This is a genomic window from Allonocardiopsis opalescens, assembly GCF_003002095.1.
In the GTDB taxonomy this organism is placed as follows: Bacteria; Actinomycetota; Actinomycetes; order Streptosporangiales; family Streptosporangiaceae; genus Allonocardiopsis; species Allonocardiopsis opalescens.
Genome location: NZ_PVZC01000010.1, coordinates 323,594 through 339,386, shown reverse-complemented (window position 1 = coordinate 339,386; position 15,793 = coordinate 323,594). Strand labels below are relative to the sequence as shown.

15 protein-coding genes are annotated in these 15,793 nt (G+C 74.6%); 7 read left to right on the top strand and 8 right to left on the bottom strand.

What is annotated here, in order from left to right; all coding sequences use genetic code 11:
- Window positions 1–49: 49 nt before the first annotated feature.
- The 4 genes from CLV72_RS29225 (at window position 50) to CLV72_RS29210 (ending at window position 4,695) form a co-directional block, all read left to right on the top strand.
- Window positions 50–1,267, top strand: a complete 1,218-nt coding sequence (locus CLV72_RS29225) for an allantoate amidohydrolase (RefSeq protein WP_106252912.1) — start codon at window positions 50–52, stop codon at window positions 1,265–1,267.
- Window positions 1,255–2,628 carry a formimidoylglutamate deiminase gene (locus CLV72_RS29220; RefSeq protein WP_106252909.1) on the top strand — a complete coding sequence of 458 codons (1,374 nt, stop codon included), beginning with the start codon at window positions 1,255–1,257 and terminating at the stop codon, window positions 2,626–2,628. The genes CLV72_RS29225 and CLV72_RS29220 overlap by 13 nt, the downstream gene beginning before the upstream one ends.
- On the top strand, window positions 2,625–3,800 hold the full coding sequence (gene hutI / locus CLV72_RS29215) for an imidazolonepropionase (protein ID WP_106252907.1): 1,176 nt from the start codon (window positions 2,625–2,627) through the stop codon (window positions 3,798–3,800). Before CLV72_RS29220 ends, hutI begins: the two co-directional genes overlap by 4 nt.
- Window positions 3,801–3,924: 124 nt before the next feature.
- A complete protein-coding gene (locus tag CLV72_RS29210; RefSeq protein WP_106252904.1) occupies window positions 3,925–4,695 on the top strand; it encodes a hypothetical protein in 771 nt (256 codons plus the stop codon).
- Window positions 4,696–4,704: 9 nt separating this feature from the next.
- On the opposite strand, the gene CLV72_RS29205 is transcribed toward CLV72_RS29210, so the two are convergent.
- Window positions 4,705–6,189, bottom strand: a complete 1,485-nt coding sequence (locus tag CLV72_RS29205) for an amino acid permease (RefSeq protein WP_106252902.1) — start codon at window positions 6,187–6,189, stop codon at window positions 4,705–4,707.
- Between the two features lie 211 nt (window positions 6,190–6,400).
- Between CLV72_RS29205 and CLV72_RS29200 the strand changes: the two genes are divergently transcribed.
- The 3 genes from CLV72_RS29200 (at window position 6,401) to CLV72_RS29190 (ending at window position 8,145) form a co-directional block, all read left to right on the top strand.
- Window positions 6,401–6,739 (top strand): 4a-hydroxytetrahydrobiopterin dehydratase, encoded by a 339-nt coding sequence (locus tag CLV72_RS29200; protein ID WP_106252899.1) that lies wholly within the window; start codon window positions 6,401–6,403, stop codon window positions 6,737–6,739.
- Window positions 6,740–6,904: 165 nt separating this feature from the next.
- The gene (locus CLV72_RS29195) at window positions 6,905–7,381 is read left to right on the top strand and encodes a DoxX family protein (protein WP_245930514.1); all 477 of its coding nucleotides are present in this window, start codon (window positions 6,905–6,907) and stop codon (window positions 7,379–7,381) included.
- Between the two features lie 50 nt (window positions 7,382–7,431).
- Window positions 7,432–8,145 (top strand): SDR family oxidoreductase, encoded by a 714-nt coding sequence (locus CLV72_RS29190; protein ID WP_106252897.1) that lies wholly within the window; start codon window positions 7,432–7,434, stop codon window positions 8,143–8,145.
- Window positions 8,146–8,220: 75 nt separating this feature from the next.
- On the opposite strand, the gene CLV72_RS29185 is transcribed toward CLV72_RS29190, so the two are convergent.
- The 7 genes from CLV72_RS29185 to tal form a co-directional block, all read right to left on the bottom strand.
- The gene (locus tag CLV72_RS29185) at window positions 8,221–8,469 is read right to left on the bottom strand and encodes an Lsr2 family protein (RefSeq protein ID WP_106252894.1); all 249 of its coding nucleotides are present in this window, start codon (window positions 8,467–8,469) and stop codon (window positions 8,221–8,223) included.
- 477 nt (window positions 8,470–8,946) lie between these two features.
- Window positions 8,947–9,729 (bottom strand): 6-phosphogluconolactonase, encoded by a 783-nt coding sequence (gene pgl / locus CLV72_RS29180; protein ID WP_106252892.1) that lies wholly within the window; start codon window positions 9,727–9,729, stop codon window positions 8,947–8,949.
- Window positions 9,730–9,765: 36 nt separating this feature from the next.
- The gene (locus CLV72_RS29175; RefSeq protein ID WP_245930513.1) at window positions 9,766–10,344 is read right to left on the bottom strand and encodes a Uma2 family endonuclease; all 579 of its coding nucleotides are present in this window, start codon (window positions 10,342–10,344) and stop codon (window positions 9,766–9,768) included.
- Window positions 10,345–10,476: 132 nt separating this feature from the next.
- Window positions 10,477–11,403 carry a glucose-6-phosphate dehydrogenase assembly protein OpcA gene (locus tag CLV72_RS29170; protein WP_106252890.1) on the bottom strand — a complete coding sequence of 309 codons (927 nt, stop codon included), beginning with the start codon at window positions 11,401–11,403 and terminating at the stop codon, window positions 10,477–10,479.
- Window positions 11,404–11,434: 31 nt separating this feature from the next.
- Window positions 11,435–12,964, bottom strand: a complete 1,530-nt coding sequence (zwf, locus tag CLV72_RS29165) for a glucose-6-phosphate dehydrogenase (RefSeq protein WP_106252888.1) — start codon at window positions 12,962–12,964, stop codon at window positions 11,435–11,437.
- Window positions 12,965–12,975: 11 nt separating this feature from the next.
- The gene (locus CLV72_RS29160; protein ID WP_106252885.1) at window positions 12,976–14,658 is read right to left on the bottom strand and encodes a glucose-6-phosphate isomerase; all 1,683 of its coding nucleotides are present in this window, start codon (window positions 14,656–14,658) and stop codon (window positions 12,976–12,978) included.
- The gene (tal, locus tag CLV72_RS29155; RefSeq protein WP_106252882.1) at window positions 14,655–15,779 is read right to left on the bottom strand and encodes a transaldolase; all 1,125 of its coding nucleotides are present in this window, start codon (window positions 15,777–15,779) and stop codon (window positions 14,655–14,657) included. Before tal ends, CLV72_RS29160 begins: the two co-directional genes overlap by 4 nt.
- Window positions 15,780–15,793: the final 14 nt, after the last annotated feature.

Sequence of the window (15,793 nt, the reverse complement as noted above, 5' to 3'; positions counted from 1 at the left end):
AGCGCCATTTTGGCGCCGTTGTGAATTCAATTCGTAAGAGGTGACGACCATGACCGACACCTTCGACGAGCTGTGGCAGCAGCTCGCGCCCGTGGGGCGCTTCAACCAGACGGGAGGGTACCGCCGCTACTCGTGGACCAGCGCCGACGCCGAGGCGCGGGCCTGGTTCGGCGCGGCGGCGGCCGCGCGGGGGCTCGACGTCGAGCACGACCGCAACGGCAACCTGTGGGCCTGGTGGCGCGACGAGCGCACCGGGGAGGGCGACGCGGTGGTGACCGGCTCGCACCTGGACTCGGTGCCCGACGGCGGTGCCTTCGACGGGCCGCTGGGGATCGTCTCCGCGCTGGCCGCCGTCGACCTGCTGCGCGAGCGCGGCGCGCGCCCGGTCCGGCCGGTCGGCGTGGTGGTCTTCGCCGAGGAGGAGGGCGCCAGGTTCGGCCGGCCCTGCCTGGGCTCGCGGCTGCTCACCGGCGCCATCGACCCGGCCGCCGCCCGCGAGCTCTCCGACGCCGACGGCATCACCTGGGCCGAGGCGATGAACGGCGCCGGGCTGGACCCGGCCGGGATCGGCCCCGACCCCGAGCGGCTGGCCCGCGTCGGCACCTTCGTGGAGCTGCACGTCGAGCAGGGCCGCGCCCTGTCCGAGCACAACCGCCCGGTGGGCGTGGCGGGCTCGGTGTGGCCGCACGGACGCTGGCGGCTGGACTTCACCGGCAAGGCCGACCACGCCGGCACCACCCGGCTGGCCGACCGCTGCGACCCCATGCTGCCGCTGGCCCAGGCCGTGCTGGCCGCCCGCGCCGAGGCCGAGACCGTGCGGGCGCTGGCCACCGTCGGCCGGGTGCAAGTGCGGCCCAACAGCACCAACGCGATCCCCTCGTCCGTCCAGGCATGGCTGGACGCGCGCGCCCCCGACGAGCCCACCCTGGAGGTGCTGCTGGAGGGCATCACCACCCTGGCCGCCCAGCACGCCGAGGCCGAGGGGGTGGACTTCGAGATCACCGCCGAGTCCGTCACCCCCGAGACCCTGTTCCCCGCCGGGCTGCGCGACCGCGTCGCCGGCACGCTCGACGGCGCCCCCGTGCTGGCCACCGGGGCCGGCCACGACGCCGGCATCCTGGCCGGGCACGTGCCCACCGCGATGCTCTTCGTGCGCAACCCCACCGGGGTCTCCCACGCACCCGACGAGCACGCCGAGACGGCCGACTGCCACGCCGGGGTGACCGCGCTGGCCGACGTGCTCCAGGAGCTGGCATGCCGGGCGTGACCACCCGGTACTGGTGCGAGTGGGCGCTGCTGGGCGGAGAGGCGGCGGAGCCGGACGTGCTGCTGGAGGTGCGCGACGGCCGCTACACCTCGGTCGTGCCCGCCACTCCCGCGCCGCCCGGCGCGCTCCGGCTACCCGGGCTCGCGCTGCCCGGCCTGGCCAACGCCCACTCCCACGCCTTCCACCGGGCGCTGCGCGGCCGCTCCGGCGGCAGCGGCGGCGACTTCTGGACCTGGCGCGAGCGCATGTACGCCGTCGCCGAGCGGCTGGACCCCGACACCTACCACCGCCTCGCCCGCGCCGTGTACGCCGAGATGGCGCTGGCCGGGATCACCGCCGTGGGGGAATTCCACTACCTGCACCACGGCCCCGGCGGCACCCGCTACGCCGATCCGAACGCGATGAGCGCCGCCCTGGTCGCGGCCGCCGCCGACGCCGGCATCAGGATCACCCTGCTGGACACCTGCTACCTGTCCGGCGGCATCGACGCCGAGGGCCGCCACCAGCCGCTGGAGGGCGTGCAGCGCCGCTTCGGCGACGGCGACGCCGAGCGCTGGGCCGAGCGCGTCGCCGCCTTCCGCCCCGAGGGCGAGCACGTGCGGGTCGGCACCGCCGCGCACTCCGTGCGCGCCGTGCCCGACCACGAACTGCGCCGCTTCACCGCCCTGCACCGGCAGGCCGGCTGGGCCGGGCGCCCGGCCCACATCCACGTCTCCGAGCAGCCGGCCGAGAACCTGACCTGCCTGACCCGCTACGACAGGACGCCCGTGCAGCTGCTGGCCGACACCGGGCTGCTGGACGAACTGGCGCCCACCCTGGTGCACGCCACCCACCTCGGCCGCTCCGACGTCGCGCTGATCAGGCAGGCGACCGCCGTGATCTGCCTGTGCCCCACCACCGAGCGCGAGCTGGCCGACGGGCTGCCGAGCACCGGCGAACTCTTCGACGCCCACCCCGTCGTCGTCGGCAGCGACGGCAACTCCACCATCGACCTGTTCGAAGAAGTGCGCGGAGTGGAGGCGCACGAGCGGCTGCGCACCGGGCGCCGCGGCAACTTCACCGCCCCCGCCCTGCTGGCCGGGGTCTTCGGCTCCGGCCACGACGACGCGCTCGGCTGGCCCGACGCGGGCGCGCTGGCCCCCGGCAACCGCGCCGACCTGGTCGTACTGGACCTCGACGGGGTGCGGATGGCCGGTGCCGACCCCGCCCGCGCCGCCGACGCCGTGCTGTCCGCCGCCACCGCCGCCGACGTGCGCGAGGTGATGGCCGACGGGCGGTGGATCGTGCGCGACGGCGTGCACCAGCGCCTCGCCGACGTGCCGGGCGCGCTGCGCGCCGCCGTGCGCGAGGTGATGCCGTGACCGCGCTGCTGGTCGACCGGATCGGCGTCCTGGCCACCAACGACCCCGCGCTCGGCGACGGATCGCTGGGCCGCAGGACCGGCGCCGCGCTGGTGGCCGAGGACGGGCGGATCGCCTGGGTCGGCGACGCGGGCGCCGCGCCCGCCGCCGACGAGCGGGTCGACGCCGCCGGGCGCGCCGTGCTGCCCGGCTTCGTGGACAGCCACAGCCACATCGTCTTCGCCGGCGACCGGGGCGCGGAGTTCACCGCCCGGATGAGCGGCCGCCCCTACCGGGCCGGCGGGATCCGCACCACGGTCGCGGCCGTCCGCGCCGCCGGCGACGACGAACTGCGCGCCACCGCGCGGCGGCTGGCCGCCGAGATGCTGGCGCAGGGCACCACCACGGTGGAGATCAAGTCCGGCTACGGGCTCACCGCGGCCGACGAGGCGCGCAGCCTGCGCATCGCCGCCGAGATCACCGAGGAGACCACCTACCTGGGCGCGCACGTGGTGCCGCCCGAGTACGCCGAGCGGCCCGGTGACTACGTCGACCTGGTCACCGGCCCGATGCTGGCCGCCTGCGCCCCGCACGCCCGCTGGATCGACGTCTTCTGCGAGCGCGGCGCCTTCGACGCCGACCAGGCGCGCGCCGTGCTGGCCGCCGGAGCGGCGGCCGGGCTGGCGCCCCGGGTGCACGGCAACCAGCTCGGCCCGGGCCCCGGCGTGCGGCTCGCGGTGGAGGCCGGCGCCGCCTCCGTCGACCACTGCACCCACCTCACCGCCGCCGACGTCGACGCGCTGGCCGGGGCGGCCGGCCGCACGGTCGCCACCCTGCTGCCCGGCGTGGACTTCGCCACCCGCCAGCCCTACCCCGACGGCCGCGCGCTGCTGGACGCGGGGGCCGACGTGGCGCTCGCCACCGACTGCAACCCCGGCTCCTGCTACAGCTCCAGCATGGCGCTGTGCGTCGCGCTCGCCGTGCGCGAGATGCGGCTCACCCCCGACGAGGCCGTCCACGCCGCCACCGCGGGCGGCGCCCGCGCGCTGCGCCGCACCGACATCGGGCACCTGGGCACCGGTGCCCGCGCCGACTTCGTGCTGCTGGCCGCGCCCGACCCGCTGCACCTGGCCTACCGGCCCGGGGTGCCGCTGGTGGCCGGGGTGTGGCGGGCCGGGCGGCGGGTGGCCTGACCGCCGGGCGGCTCCGGGCGGTGTGCGGCGGTGTCGGCCGATGCGCGTCGTTCGCCCCCGGCACCGGTCCCGGCGCATTACCCTGATCAACCGGAGTCGGTCGACGGGGTGGGGAGCAGGGCGCATGGGGCTGGACCCGGAGGTCGTGGACGAGCTGTACCCCGACCCCGAGCCGATCGGCGCACGGGGCTCGCGGGCCTGGATCTGGGCGCTGGTCCTGCTGCTGGTGCTCGTGCTGGTCGCCGTCGGCGGCTTCCTCGCGGTGCGCGCCCTGGACCGCCCCGAGCCCTACGTCACCGTTCCCTCGCCCGCGGGCGAGGGGGAGGTGCGGGTGGAGGTGCTGTATCCGCCGCCGCCCGGCACCGAGGCGGCCGACCCCGGGCTCACCGACGCGGTCGAGTCGACGGCCGCGTCCGCCGAGCCGGGGAGCAGCGCGCTGCCGCTGTCGGGCGACCCGGCCGTACTGGCCGACCTCCCCGAGGGCGAGACCGTCCTCACCCAGGCGCACATGCGCGGGCTCGCAGCCGCCCACCTCGGCGAACTGCTCGCACTGCTGCGGCAGCGGGCCGCCGCGGCGGAGCTGACGGCCGTCGCCGCCCAGGTCGAGCCGAACGAGCGCCAGTGCGCCGACGGCGGCGGCCACGCGTACTACCTGACCGCCCTGGCCGGCCCGGTGGACATGGCCGACACCAACGCCTTCACCGAGGACGCCGTCGCCGCCTGGACCGGTATGGGGCTGGCCACCGAGGTCTTCAGCAACGACGCCGACGGGGTCTCGGCCACCGCCGACGCCGCCTCGGCCACCCTCACACCGCGCACCTACCAGTGGTCGATCACCCAGACGGCCGACAGCGACTACGTGCGGCTGTACGCCAGGACCCCCTGCACGCCCTGACCCGTCCGCTCAGGCGCCGCTTCCGGACCCGCCGCGCTCCTCCCGCTCCCGGCGGGCCAGCCGGCTGTTGCGGTGCCCGTAGAGCACGTAGATGACGACGCCGAGCGCCATCCAGATCCCGAAGCGCAGCCAGGTCTCCACCGGCAGGTTCAGCATCAGCCACAGGCAGGCCAGCACCGCGAGCCCGGGCAGCAGCGGCACCAGCGGCACCCGGAAGGCCCGCGGCAGGTCGGGCCGGGTCCGGCGCAGCACCACCACGCCCACCGAGACCACCACGAAGGCGAAGAGGGTGCCGATGCTGACCAGCTCCGACAGGGCCGCCAGCGGCACGAAGCCGGCCAGCGCCGCCACGATCACCACCGTGACGGCCGTGACCGCCCACGGGGTGCCGAAGCGGGGGTGCACCCGGGCCAGCCAGGACGGCAGCAGGCCGTCGCGCGCCATGGCGAAGAAGATCCGGGCCTGGCCCATCATCAGCACCAGGACCACCGTGGTGATGCCGATGATGCCGCCCGCCGAGATGAGGTCGACCGCCCAGTCGGCGCCCACCCCCACGAAGGCCTCGGCCAGCGGCGCGGCCGTGTTCAGCTCGGTGTAGGGCCGCATCCCGGTGACCACCGCCGAAACCGCCATGTACAGCACCGTCACGACTAGCAGTGATCCGAGGATCCCGACGGGGATGTCGCGCTGCGGGCGGCGGGTCTCCTCGGCGGTGGTGGCCACGATGTCGAAGCCGATGAAGGAGAAGAACACCACCGAGGCGGCCGCCACCACGCCCCACAGGCCGAAGTGGCTCGGCTCCAGGCCGAGCAGCACCTGGGTGAGCGGCGTGTGCAGCAGCCCGCCTTCGGCCCCGCCCTCGGCCGGCTGCGGCGCGGGCACGTAGGGGCTGTAGTTGGCCGGGTCGATGTAGCGCAGCCCGGCGACGACCACGAACAGCACGATGCCGACCTTGATCGCCACCACCACGCCGGTGAACACGCCCGACAGCTTGGTGCCCAGCACCGCCAGCACGCCCAGCGCCACCACGATCGCGATCGCGGCCACGTCGACCACGGCGGCGTCGCCGGCGATGGAGGGCGGCAGGTCGAACAGCAGCTGCGCGTAGGCCGACCAGCCGCGGGCCACCACGGCGGCGCCCAGCGCCAGCTCCAGCACCAGGTCCCAGCCGATCACCCAGGCGACGAACTCGCCCAGGGTGGCGTAGCCGAAGGTGTAGGCGCTGCCCGCCACCGGCACCGTGGACGCGAACTCGGCGTAGCACAGCGCGGCCAGCGCGCAGGTGACCCCGGCGATCAGGAAGGAGACCACGATCGCCGGGCCCGCGTTCATCGCCGCCTGCTGACCGGTGATCACGAAGATCCCGGTGCCCACGATGACGCCGACGCCGAAGACCATCAGATCGAGCCCGGTCAGCTTCTTCCGCAGCCGGTGCCCCGGCTCGTCGGTCTCGCGTATCGACGCCTCGACGCTCTTGGTCCGCCAGAAACTCATACGTACTCCGCATCAACGGTTCTCGACCCGGGACCCAATGTCCCGATGCGGCGCGATGACACCAGCGCCGAAGGTACCCGATCGGTCACCCTGCGCGACGGTCCGGCCCGGCGGCGGGCGCGCCGCGGCGGGACCGGGATGGACGGGCCCGTCGCGGGGAAGGGCCAAGGCAGTGCGCCCGGACCGGCCGGGCCGACCGAGAGGAGAACCGATGGCGCGCCCGCTGCTCACCGAGGACGAGATCGCCGACCGCCTGTCCCGGCTGCCGCTGTGGCGGCGCGAGGGCGACACGATCGTGCGCACCGCGCGGGCCGCGAGCTTTCCCGCCGCGATCGCGCTGGTCGGCGAGGTGGCCGCGGCCGCCGAGGAGGCGGACCACCACCCCGACATCGACATCCGCTACACCTCGCTGCGCTTCGCGCTGACCACCCACGACTCGGGCGGGCTGACCGTGCACGACATGGACATGGCCGAGCGCATCGACACGGCGGTGGCCGACGCCGCCGAACGCGCCGATGCCGAGGCGGCGGCCGGCGGCCCGCCGGCGTGACGGACCGCAACCGGTTCCGGTCTGGTATGGCTACGGGATTCGGCTACCGAATGCGGTTCAGGTAAGGCAGATGTGGCTGTGGCGTGTGGTCCCCGGTGGCTAACGTGACGGGTGTTCGAGCGGCGCGAGCATCAAGGGGGGCGAGTCGATCCATGAGGTGCGATCGTGTCCCCACTCCTTGCCCCCGCGCTCCGGCGCCATCTCGCTGACGCCGCCGCCCTCGCCGCGCGCGTGTCCCTCGGCGTCATCTTCATGGCGCACGGCCTGCAGAAGGTGAGCGCCGGCGTCGGCGAGACCACGGCAGGCTTCGAGGCGATGGGCATTCCGCTGCCCGGCGTCGTCGCCGTCTTCACCATGACCACCGAGGTGCTGGGCGGCCTGCTGCTGATGCTCGGGGCGGCGCTGCCGCTCACCGGGATCTGCCTGGCCGCCGTGATGGCGGGAGCCTTCCTGTACGCGCACGCCGACGCCGGGCTCTTCCTCGCCGACGGCGGCTTCGAGTTCGTGCTGGCGCTGGGCGCCGCCGCACTGGCGCTCGGCTTCAACGGCGGCCGCTGGTCCGTCGACGAGCTGGTCGGCCGCCGGCTGCGCGGCGACCGCCCGGAACCGGAGCGCGAGGCGCGCCCGCAGCCCGCTTCCTGACTCCGTGCAATGCCACTCGCGGTCCTGCCCGGCACCGGAAGAATACGGACATGGACGATGCACAGCGGCAGGGCCGCGTAGTGGTGGTCACCGGCGCCAACCGGGGAATCGGCTACGAACTGGTGCGCCAGTTCGCCGCGAACGGCGACCACGCCGTACTCGGATCCCGCGATCCGGACAAGGGCCGCGAGGCGGCCCGCCGGCTCGGCCGGCTCCCCGGTACGGTGCTCGCCGAACGGCTCGACGTGACCGATCCCGCGAGCCTGGCCGGACTCGCCGACCGGCTGCGCGAGCGCTACGGCCGCGTCGACGCCGTGGTGAACAATGCCGCGATCCACTACGACACCTGGCAGAACGCCGCCGACGCCGATCTGGGTGTGGTGCGCGAGGCGCTCGAGACGAACCTGTTCGGCGCCTGGCAGGTGGTGCAGGCGCTGCTGCCGCTGGTGCGCGAGAGCGAGCACGGCAGGATCGTGAACGTGTCCAGCGGCGCGGCCACGCTCCAGGGGATGAGCGGCGGAATCCCCGCCTACAAGGTCTCCAAGACGGCGATGAGCGCGCTGACGCGGATGCTCGCCGCCGAACTGCGCCACGACGGCATCCTGGTGAACGCCGTCTGCCCCGGCTGGGTGGCCACCGACATGGGCGGCCCCGGTGGCCGTCCGGTGGCCGAGGGAGCCCGCAGTGTGCGCTGGGCGGTGGACCTGCCCGACAGCGGGCCCACCGGCGGCTTCTTCAGGGACGGCCGTCCGGTGCCCTGGTGAGCGCGCGGTCGACCGCAATGCGCCGGACCGCCCCCGGCGGGGGAGCGGTCCGGCGCATTGCGCGGACGCCTGCCACTACTCGGAGTCGCCGTCCTTGGGGTCGGCGGCTCCCGCCTTGGCGGTGGAGCGCCGCTTCTTGACGGCGCGCGAGTAGTCGACCAGCGGCTCGATGGACGCCTCGTACTCCTTGCGGCACTCCGCGCAGGAGTCGACCTCGCGGACCACGCCGTCCCAGGCGAACTGCAGGACGTCGGTCGCCTCGACCTTCTCGCCCTTGACGTCGTGGGGGTCGCAGAACTTACGCGTGATGACCTCGGTGACCACCGGGTGTGGATCCCTTCGCTCGGATACGGTAATGCCGTCTCGCCGCCTGAATCGTACACCCGTTCGAATGTCCGCGTACGGCGATCCGGGCGGCGGCCGGGTGTCAGCCGGGTCGGCCCCGCCCGGAGCGGCCGGTGAAGTCCTGGTCCTCGTCGCCGCCCTCGGACTTGACCGGTCCGCGGTAGGCCGCGGCTGTCGTGGTCACACTCATGATGGGTTCTCCTGGTTCGGGGTGCGTGCTCTCGACGGCCGGCCGCCGCGGGGCGGGTGGGGACGGAAGCGGCGCTCCGGACGTCGTATCGATTACACGCCATACCCCTGACAGCTCCGGACCGTACTTCGGGTCGCTCAGCCGATTCCCAGCAATCTCACCGCACAAGCCCAGGGTCCGCCGCGATCCGCCGTCGCGAAGCCCTCGGCGCGCGGCGGCGCGGTCGCACACGGTGACGCTTTTCGCCCACCGGCCGCGGGCGGAACTCAGGGCGACGCGGGCCGGCTCAGCTCGCGGGGGAGGAAGCGCGCCGCCTCCTCGTCGAGCAGGAAGGCCGTCTGGGAGCGGCCGCGCGCCCCCGCCGCCGGCACCTGCACCGGCCCCGACTCCAGCAGCGCGAGCCGCACCGCCCGCGCCTTCTCCGCGCCGCTCGCCAGCACCCACACCTGCTGGGCCGCCTGGATCGCGGGCAGGGTGAGGCTGATCCGGGTGGGCGGCGGCTTCGGCGCGCCGCGCACCGCCACCACGGTGCGCTCGGTCTCGTACAGCGCGGGCATGCCGGGGAACAGCGAGGCGACATGGCTGTCGGGGCCGACGCCCAGCAGGCAGAGGTCGAAGGAGGGCACCGGGCCGTGGTCCTCGGGCCGCGCCGCCCGGCGCAGCTCGGCGGCGTAGCGCTCGGCCGCCCGCTCGGGGTCGTCGCCGTCGGGGCCGTCCGCGGCCGGCATGGCGTGCACCCGCGCCGGGTCCGCCGGCACCCGGTCCAGCAGCGCCTCGCGCGCCCCGGTCTCGTTCCGCTCCGGATCCCCGGTCGGCAGGAAGCGCTCGTCGCCCCACCAGAAGTCGACCCGCGACCAGTCCACCGCGGAACGCGCCGTACCCTCGGCCACCGCCCGCAGCACCGCCGTGCCGACCCCGCCGCCGGTCAGCACGACCGAGGCCGAGCCCTTCGCCGCCTGCACCTCGACCAGCCGGGTGACCACCCGCGCCGCCGCCGCCCGCGCCAACGGCTCAGAACCTTTGTACACCAGGACCGTGGGGGTGCTCATGGGTCCAACCTACCGGTGCGGCGCCGTCGGAGCGGGCTACCGGTGACGGATCCCGGCGAGATCGATATCGATGCCGAACGGCACGGTCAGCCTCAGCCGCTCGCGGTGGACACCGGTGAGCGCGTAGCCGCGTGTCGCCGGGTCGAGTTCGTAGACGTGGACCGCTGGTTTCCCGCGCACGCCCTCGACGCGCCACAGATGCGGGATGCCCGCCTCGGCGTAGAGTTGCGGCTTGCGCAGCCGGTCGCGCAGCTCGGATTCCGGCATGACGACCTCCACGGCGAGCCGCACGTGCTCGCCCGCGTACCAGGTCTGGTCCAGGCCGGTCTCCGCTTCGGCCGAGATGACCACCAGGTCGGGCTCGGGCCGCTGGCGGGGACCGAGCCGGATGGTCATCCTGGTCCGGGCGAGCAGGCCCTCAGGCACCGCGTCGTGCAGCGCGAAGCCGAGGGCGGAGATGGTCGCCGAGTGGAAGGCCGTCTGGTAGCCAGGGATGATCAGGCTGCCGTCGATCAGTTCGGTGTGCGGGCGGAGGCCGGGCATGCGGTCCAGGTCGTCGGCGGTGAATCCCCGCGTCGGCGGAATCAGCCAGTCAGGGAAGTCATCGGGATCCACGTTCGCCGCCTCTCGCACACGCTGTGCATCTGCCGTTGCGGACGGTAGCGGCGACCTCTGACAAGGCGAGGTCCCCGCCGGACCGGCGGGGACCTGATGGCGGTTCTCGGGCGCCGACCGCGCCCGCCGGAGTCACCCCGCCGGCTGCGCCGAGCGGTGCGTCTGCAGGAGGTGCTGGGCGGCCTCCTCGTAGACCTCGTCGGGGTCCAGGCGGCGCAGCTCTTCAGCCATGGCCTCGGCGGCCGACAGGCGGGGGAGGGCGACGGTGCGGTCGGGCTTGCCCGGGTAGACCAGGGTGGCGGTGCGGCCGTCGGGGCGCTCGACGGCGATCTCGCCTTCGGCGGTGGACAGGCGCACCTCGGTGATGCCCGGGCCGTCGGAGCGCTGCATGGTCACCGGGGCGCCGAGCTTGGACTCCAGCCAGGAGGCGAGCAGGTGGGCGCTGGCCAGGTCGGCCTCGGCGGCGACGGTGGCCGCGCTGATCCACTCGCACGGCTGGTCCAGCAGCGAGGCCAGCAGGGTGCGCCACGGGGTGATGCGGGCCCAGGAGAGGTCGGTGTCGCCCGGGGTGTAGTGGGCGGTGCGGTCCACCAGGGCGCGGACCGGGTCGGACGCGTTCTGGGAGTCGGTGATCCGCCGCTGCGCCAGCACCCCGACGGAGTCCTTGGCCGGGGCGGCGGGGCCGGCGGCCGGCCACCACACCACGACGGGCGCGTCAGGGACCAGCAGCGGGATCACCACCGCGTCGGCGTGCCGGTTCAGCGCCCCGTAGGTGCGCAGCAGCACGCCCTCGCCGGGGCCCATCTCGCCGGAGCTGCGGATCTCGGCGTCGATGTGCGGTTCGGCGTGCGGCTCGCGCTGGATGAGCACCAGCACCCGGCAGGGGTGCTCGTGCCCGGCCTCGGTGGCGGCGCGCAGGGCGTCGTAGTGGTTGGCCTCGTCGGTGACGATCACCAGGGTGAGCACCATGCCCATGGTGCCGCCGCCCACCCGGTGCCGGCTCTTCATCAGCGCGTCGGCGATGGCCGAGGTGGTGGTCTTCGGCAGGTTCAGCGTCATGGTCGTCGCAGTCTCCTCCGGCGCCGGCCCGCTAGGGCCTGCGCCACACGCGGCCCTCGCGGGCCAGCAGCTCGTCGGCCGAGGCCGGCCCCCAGGTGCCGGAGCGGTACTGGTCCAGCTTCCCGGTCTCGGCCCAGTGCTCGATGATCGGGTCGAGGATCCGCCAGGACAGCTCCACTTCCTCCTGGCGGGGGAAGAGCGGCGGGTCGCCGATCAGCACGTCCAGGATGAGCCGCTCGTAGGCCTCGGGGCTGGCCTCGGTGAACGACGCCCCGTAGGCGAAGTCCATGTTGACGTCGCGGACCTCCATCGCGGTGCCCGGCACCTTGGAGCCGAAGCGCAGGGTGACGCCCTCGTCGGGCTGCACCCGGATGACCAGCGCGTTGTGGCCCAGCTCGGAGGTCTCGGTGGTGGTGAAGGGCAGGTGCGGCGCGCGCTGGAAGACCAGCGCCACCTCCGTCACCCGGCGGCCCAGCCGCTTGCCGGTGCGCAGGTAGAACGGCACGCCCGCCCAGCGCCTGGAGTCGACCTCCAGCTTGATCGCCGCGTAGGTCTCGGTGCGGGAGTCGGCCGGGATGCCGTCCTCCTCCAGGTAGCCGCGCACCTTGCTGCCGCCCTGCCAGCCCGCGGCGTACTGCCCGCGCGCCGTGGCCCCCTCCAGGTCGCGAGGGAGCACCACCGCCGACAGGACCTTCTCCTTCTCCGCCCGCAGCGCGTCGGCGCCGAAGGAGGTGGGCTCCTCCATCGCGATCAGCGCCAGCAGCTGCAGCAGGTGGTTCTGGATGACGTCGCGGGCCGCGCCGATGCCGTCGTAGTAGCCGGCGCGGCCGCCCACCCCGATGTCCTCGGCCATCGTGATCTGCACGTGGTCGACGTAGCCGCGGTTCCAGATCGGCTCGAACAGGGTGTTGGCGAAGCGCAGCGCCAGGATGTTCTGGACGGTCTCCTTGCCCAGGTAGTGGTCGATCCGGAACACCGACTGCGGCGGGAAGACGTCGTCGACGATCTGGTTCAGGTCCTGGGCGCTGGCCAGGTCGTGGCCGAAGGGCTTCTCGATCACCACCCGCCGCCACGAGCGCTCGTCGCTCTCCGACAGGCCCGAGCGCTTCAGCTGGCGCACCACGTCGGGGAAGAGCTTGGGCGGCAGCGACAGGTAGAAGGCGTAGTTGCCCCCGGTGCCGCGCTGCTCGTCCAGCTCCCTGACGGTCTCGGCGAGCCGGTCGAAGGCGGCGTCGTCGTCCAGCTCGCCGGGCACGAAGCGCACGCCCTCGCTGAGCTGGCGCCAGACGTCCTCGCGGAAGGGCGTCCTGGCGTGCTCGCGCACCGCCTCGTAGGCGACCTGGGCGAAGTCCTGGTGCTCCCAGTCGCGCCGGGCGAAGCCGACCAGGCCGAAGCCCGGCGGCAGCAGCCCGCGGTTGGCGAGGTCGTAGATGGCGGGCATCAGCTTCTTGCGCGCGAGGTCTCCGGTGACGCCGAAGAGCACCAGCACCGAAGGGCCGGCGATCCTGGGCAGCCGCCGGTCGCGGACGTCGCGCAGCGGGTTGGGCACGGCGCCCGGCATGGCGGGTTCTCTCATCGGGCGGACCTTTCGGGTACGGACTCGAGTGCGGCCAGCAGCCGGGCCAGCCCGGCCGCCCGGTCGCGCAGGTGCAGCCGGACCACGGGGCGGTCGCGCCCGCTGATCGCGCCGAAGTCGCCGAGCGCCTGCGCCAGCTGCAGCCGGGCCAGCGAGTACGGCCGGCCCGGGACCGCGACGTCCGCGGCGGACTCGCCCGTGATCTGCAGGAACACGCCCTGCGCCGGGCCGCCCTTGTGGTACTGGCCGGTGGAGTGCAGGAACCGCGGCCCCCACCCGAAGGTGACGGGGTGGTCCAGGCGCTCGGCCAGCAGCGCGCGGGTGCGCGCGGCCGGGGCGTCGCCCAGGCGGTCCAGGTAGGCCATCACCGCGAGGTAGCCGGTGGCCGGCACCGCGCCGGCCAGCGCGGCCAGCGCCCCGGGGAGGTCGGCGGCGCCGCCGAGCACGGCGGCGTCGGCCGCGTGCACCTCCACGGCGCCGTCGACCAGCAGCGGACGGGCGTCGCTCAGCGGCCCGTCGCCGGCCTCGGCCAGCAGCCGATTGGTGTTGTCCTTGGACTCCTGCACATTGGGCTGGTTGAACGGGTCGATCTCCAGCAGCCGCCCGGCCACCGCGGTGGCGTACTCCCACACCAGGAACTGGCCGCCGAGCCCGCCGGCGACATGGGTGTCGGCGGCGGGCGCCGCCGGGGCGCCGACCGGGCCCACCGTGACGAGGTGGGTGTCGGCGGCCGGCGCGAAGCCGGGGGCGTCGGCCGACTCCACCACCACGGGCAGCAGCCCGCGGCCGTTCTTGCCGGTGGACTCGGCGATCAGCTGCTCGGCCCAGTCGCCGAAGCCGGGCAGCTGCGCGCCGCCCGGTCCGGTGGCGGGCGCGATGACGACCTTGTCGTTGCCGGCCCGGCCGAAGCCGCCCAGCGCCGCGCCCAGCGCGAGCGCGGGGTTGTCGTCGTCGCCGGCCAGGGTGGCGGCCGCCGCGGCGGCGTCGTCGAGCAGCTCGGCCACGTCGACGCCTGCCAGCGCGCTGGGCACCAGCCCGAACGCGGTCAGCGCGCTGTAGCGCCCGCCGACGTTGGGATCGGCCAGCACCACCCGGTACCCGGCCTCGCGTGCGGCCGCCTCCAGCGGCGAGCCGGGGTCGGTGACGACCACGATCCGCTCGGCCGGGTCGATGCCGGCCTCGCGGAAGGCCGCCTCGTAGATGCGGCGGTGGCTGTCGGTCTCGACGGTGCCGCCGCTCTTGGACGAGACCACCACCACGGTCCGCTCCAGCCGCTCGGCCAGCGCGGTCCGCACCTGGTGGGGGTCGGTGGTGTCCAGGACGGTGAGCGGTCGCCCGTAGGCGGCGGCGATCACCTCGGGCGCCAGCGAGGAGCCGCCCATGCCGGCCAGCACGACGTGGTCCAGGCCCGCCTCGCGGCTTTCGGCCGCGAGCCGGTCCAGCTCGGGCAGCAGCGCGCGGGAGCTGGACGGGAGGTCGATCCAGCCGAGCCGGATCTCCGCCTCGGCCCTGGCCTCCTCGCCCCACAGGGTGGCGTCCTTGCCGGCCAGCCGCCCGGCCACCTTGTCGCGGACCAGCTCGGCCAGCGCCTCGGCCTGGGCGGCGCGCGCCGCCCCGCCGACGGCCACCGACACGCCGCCGGCCGCCGTGGCGGAGCCGTCGCCTGCGGTGGTGCTCATCGGGCGTCGACCCCCTCCGCCGCCTTGGCCAGCTCGCCGCTGACGGTCTCCAGCAGCTGCTCCCAGGACTTCTCGAACTTCTGCACGCCCTCGGCCTCCAGCACCTCGACCACGTCGTCGTAGTCGACGCCGACCCCGGCCAGCGCGTCGATGTCGGCCTGCGCCTGGGCGTAGGAGCCGCGCACGGTGTCGCCGCGCAGCTCGGCGTGGTCGGCCGTCGCCTCCAGGGTCGCCTCGGGCATGGTGTTCACCGTGCCGGCGGTGACCAGCTCCACCACGTAGCGGGTGTCGGAGTAGTCGGGGTCCTTCACCCCGGTGGAGGCCCACAGCGGCCGCTGCGGGCGGGCGCCCGCCGCCTGGAGCGCCTGCCAGCGCGCCGAGGAGAAGACCTCCTCGTAGGCCTGGAAGGCCAGCCGGGCGTTGGCGATGGCGGCCTTGCCGCGCAGCGCGAGCGCCTCGTCGCTGCCGTTCTTCTCCAGCCGCTTGTCCACCTCGGTGTCCACCCGGCTGACGAAGAAGGAGGCGACGGACGAGATCGCCGACAGCTCGCGGCCGGCCTCGCGCGCCTGCTCCAGGCCGGCCAGGAAGGCGTCCATCACCGCGCGGTAGCGCTCCAGCGAGAAGATCAGCGTGACGTTGACGCTGATGCCCTCGGCCAGCGCCGCCGTGATGGCGGGCAGCCCCTCCAGGGTGGCGGGGATCTTGATGAACAGGTTGGGCCGGTCCACCAGCCACCACAGCGCCCGCGCCTCGGCGATGGTGCGCTCTGTGTCGTGGGCCAGCCGCGGGTCGACCTCCAGCGAGACCCGCCCGTCGACGCCGCCGGAGGCGTCGTAGGCGGGCCGCAGCACGTCGGCGGCCCAGCGGATGTCGTAGCCGGTGATGGCGCGCACCGCCTCGCCCACGTCGACGCCGCGCCGCGCGAGGTCGCGCAGCTGCTCGTCATAGGCCGAGCCCTTGCTCAGCGCGCTCGCGAAGATCGTCGGGTTGGACGTGACGCCCACCACGTGTCGGTCGCGCACCAGCTCGCCGAGGTTCCCGGTGCGCAGCCGCTCGCGGCTGATGTCGTCGAGCCAGACGGCGACGCCTTCGCCGGAGAGCCTGGCCAGGATGTCACTCATTCGCTCTTCCCCAT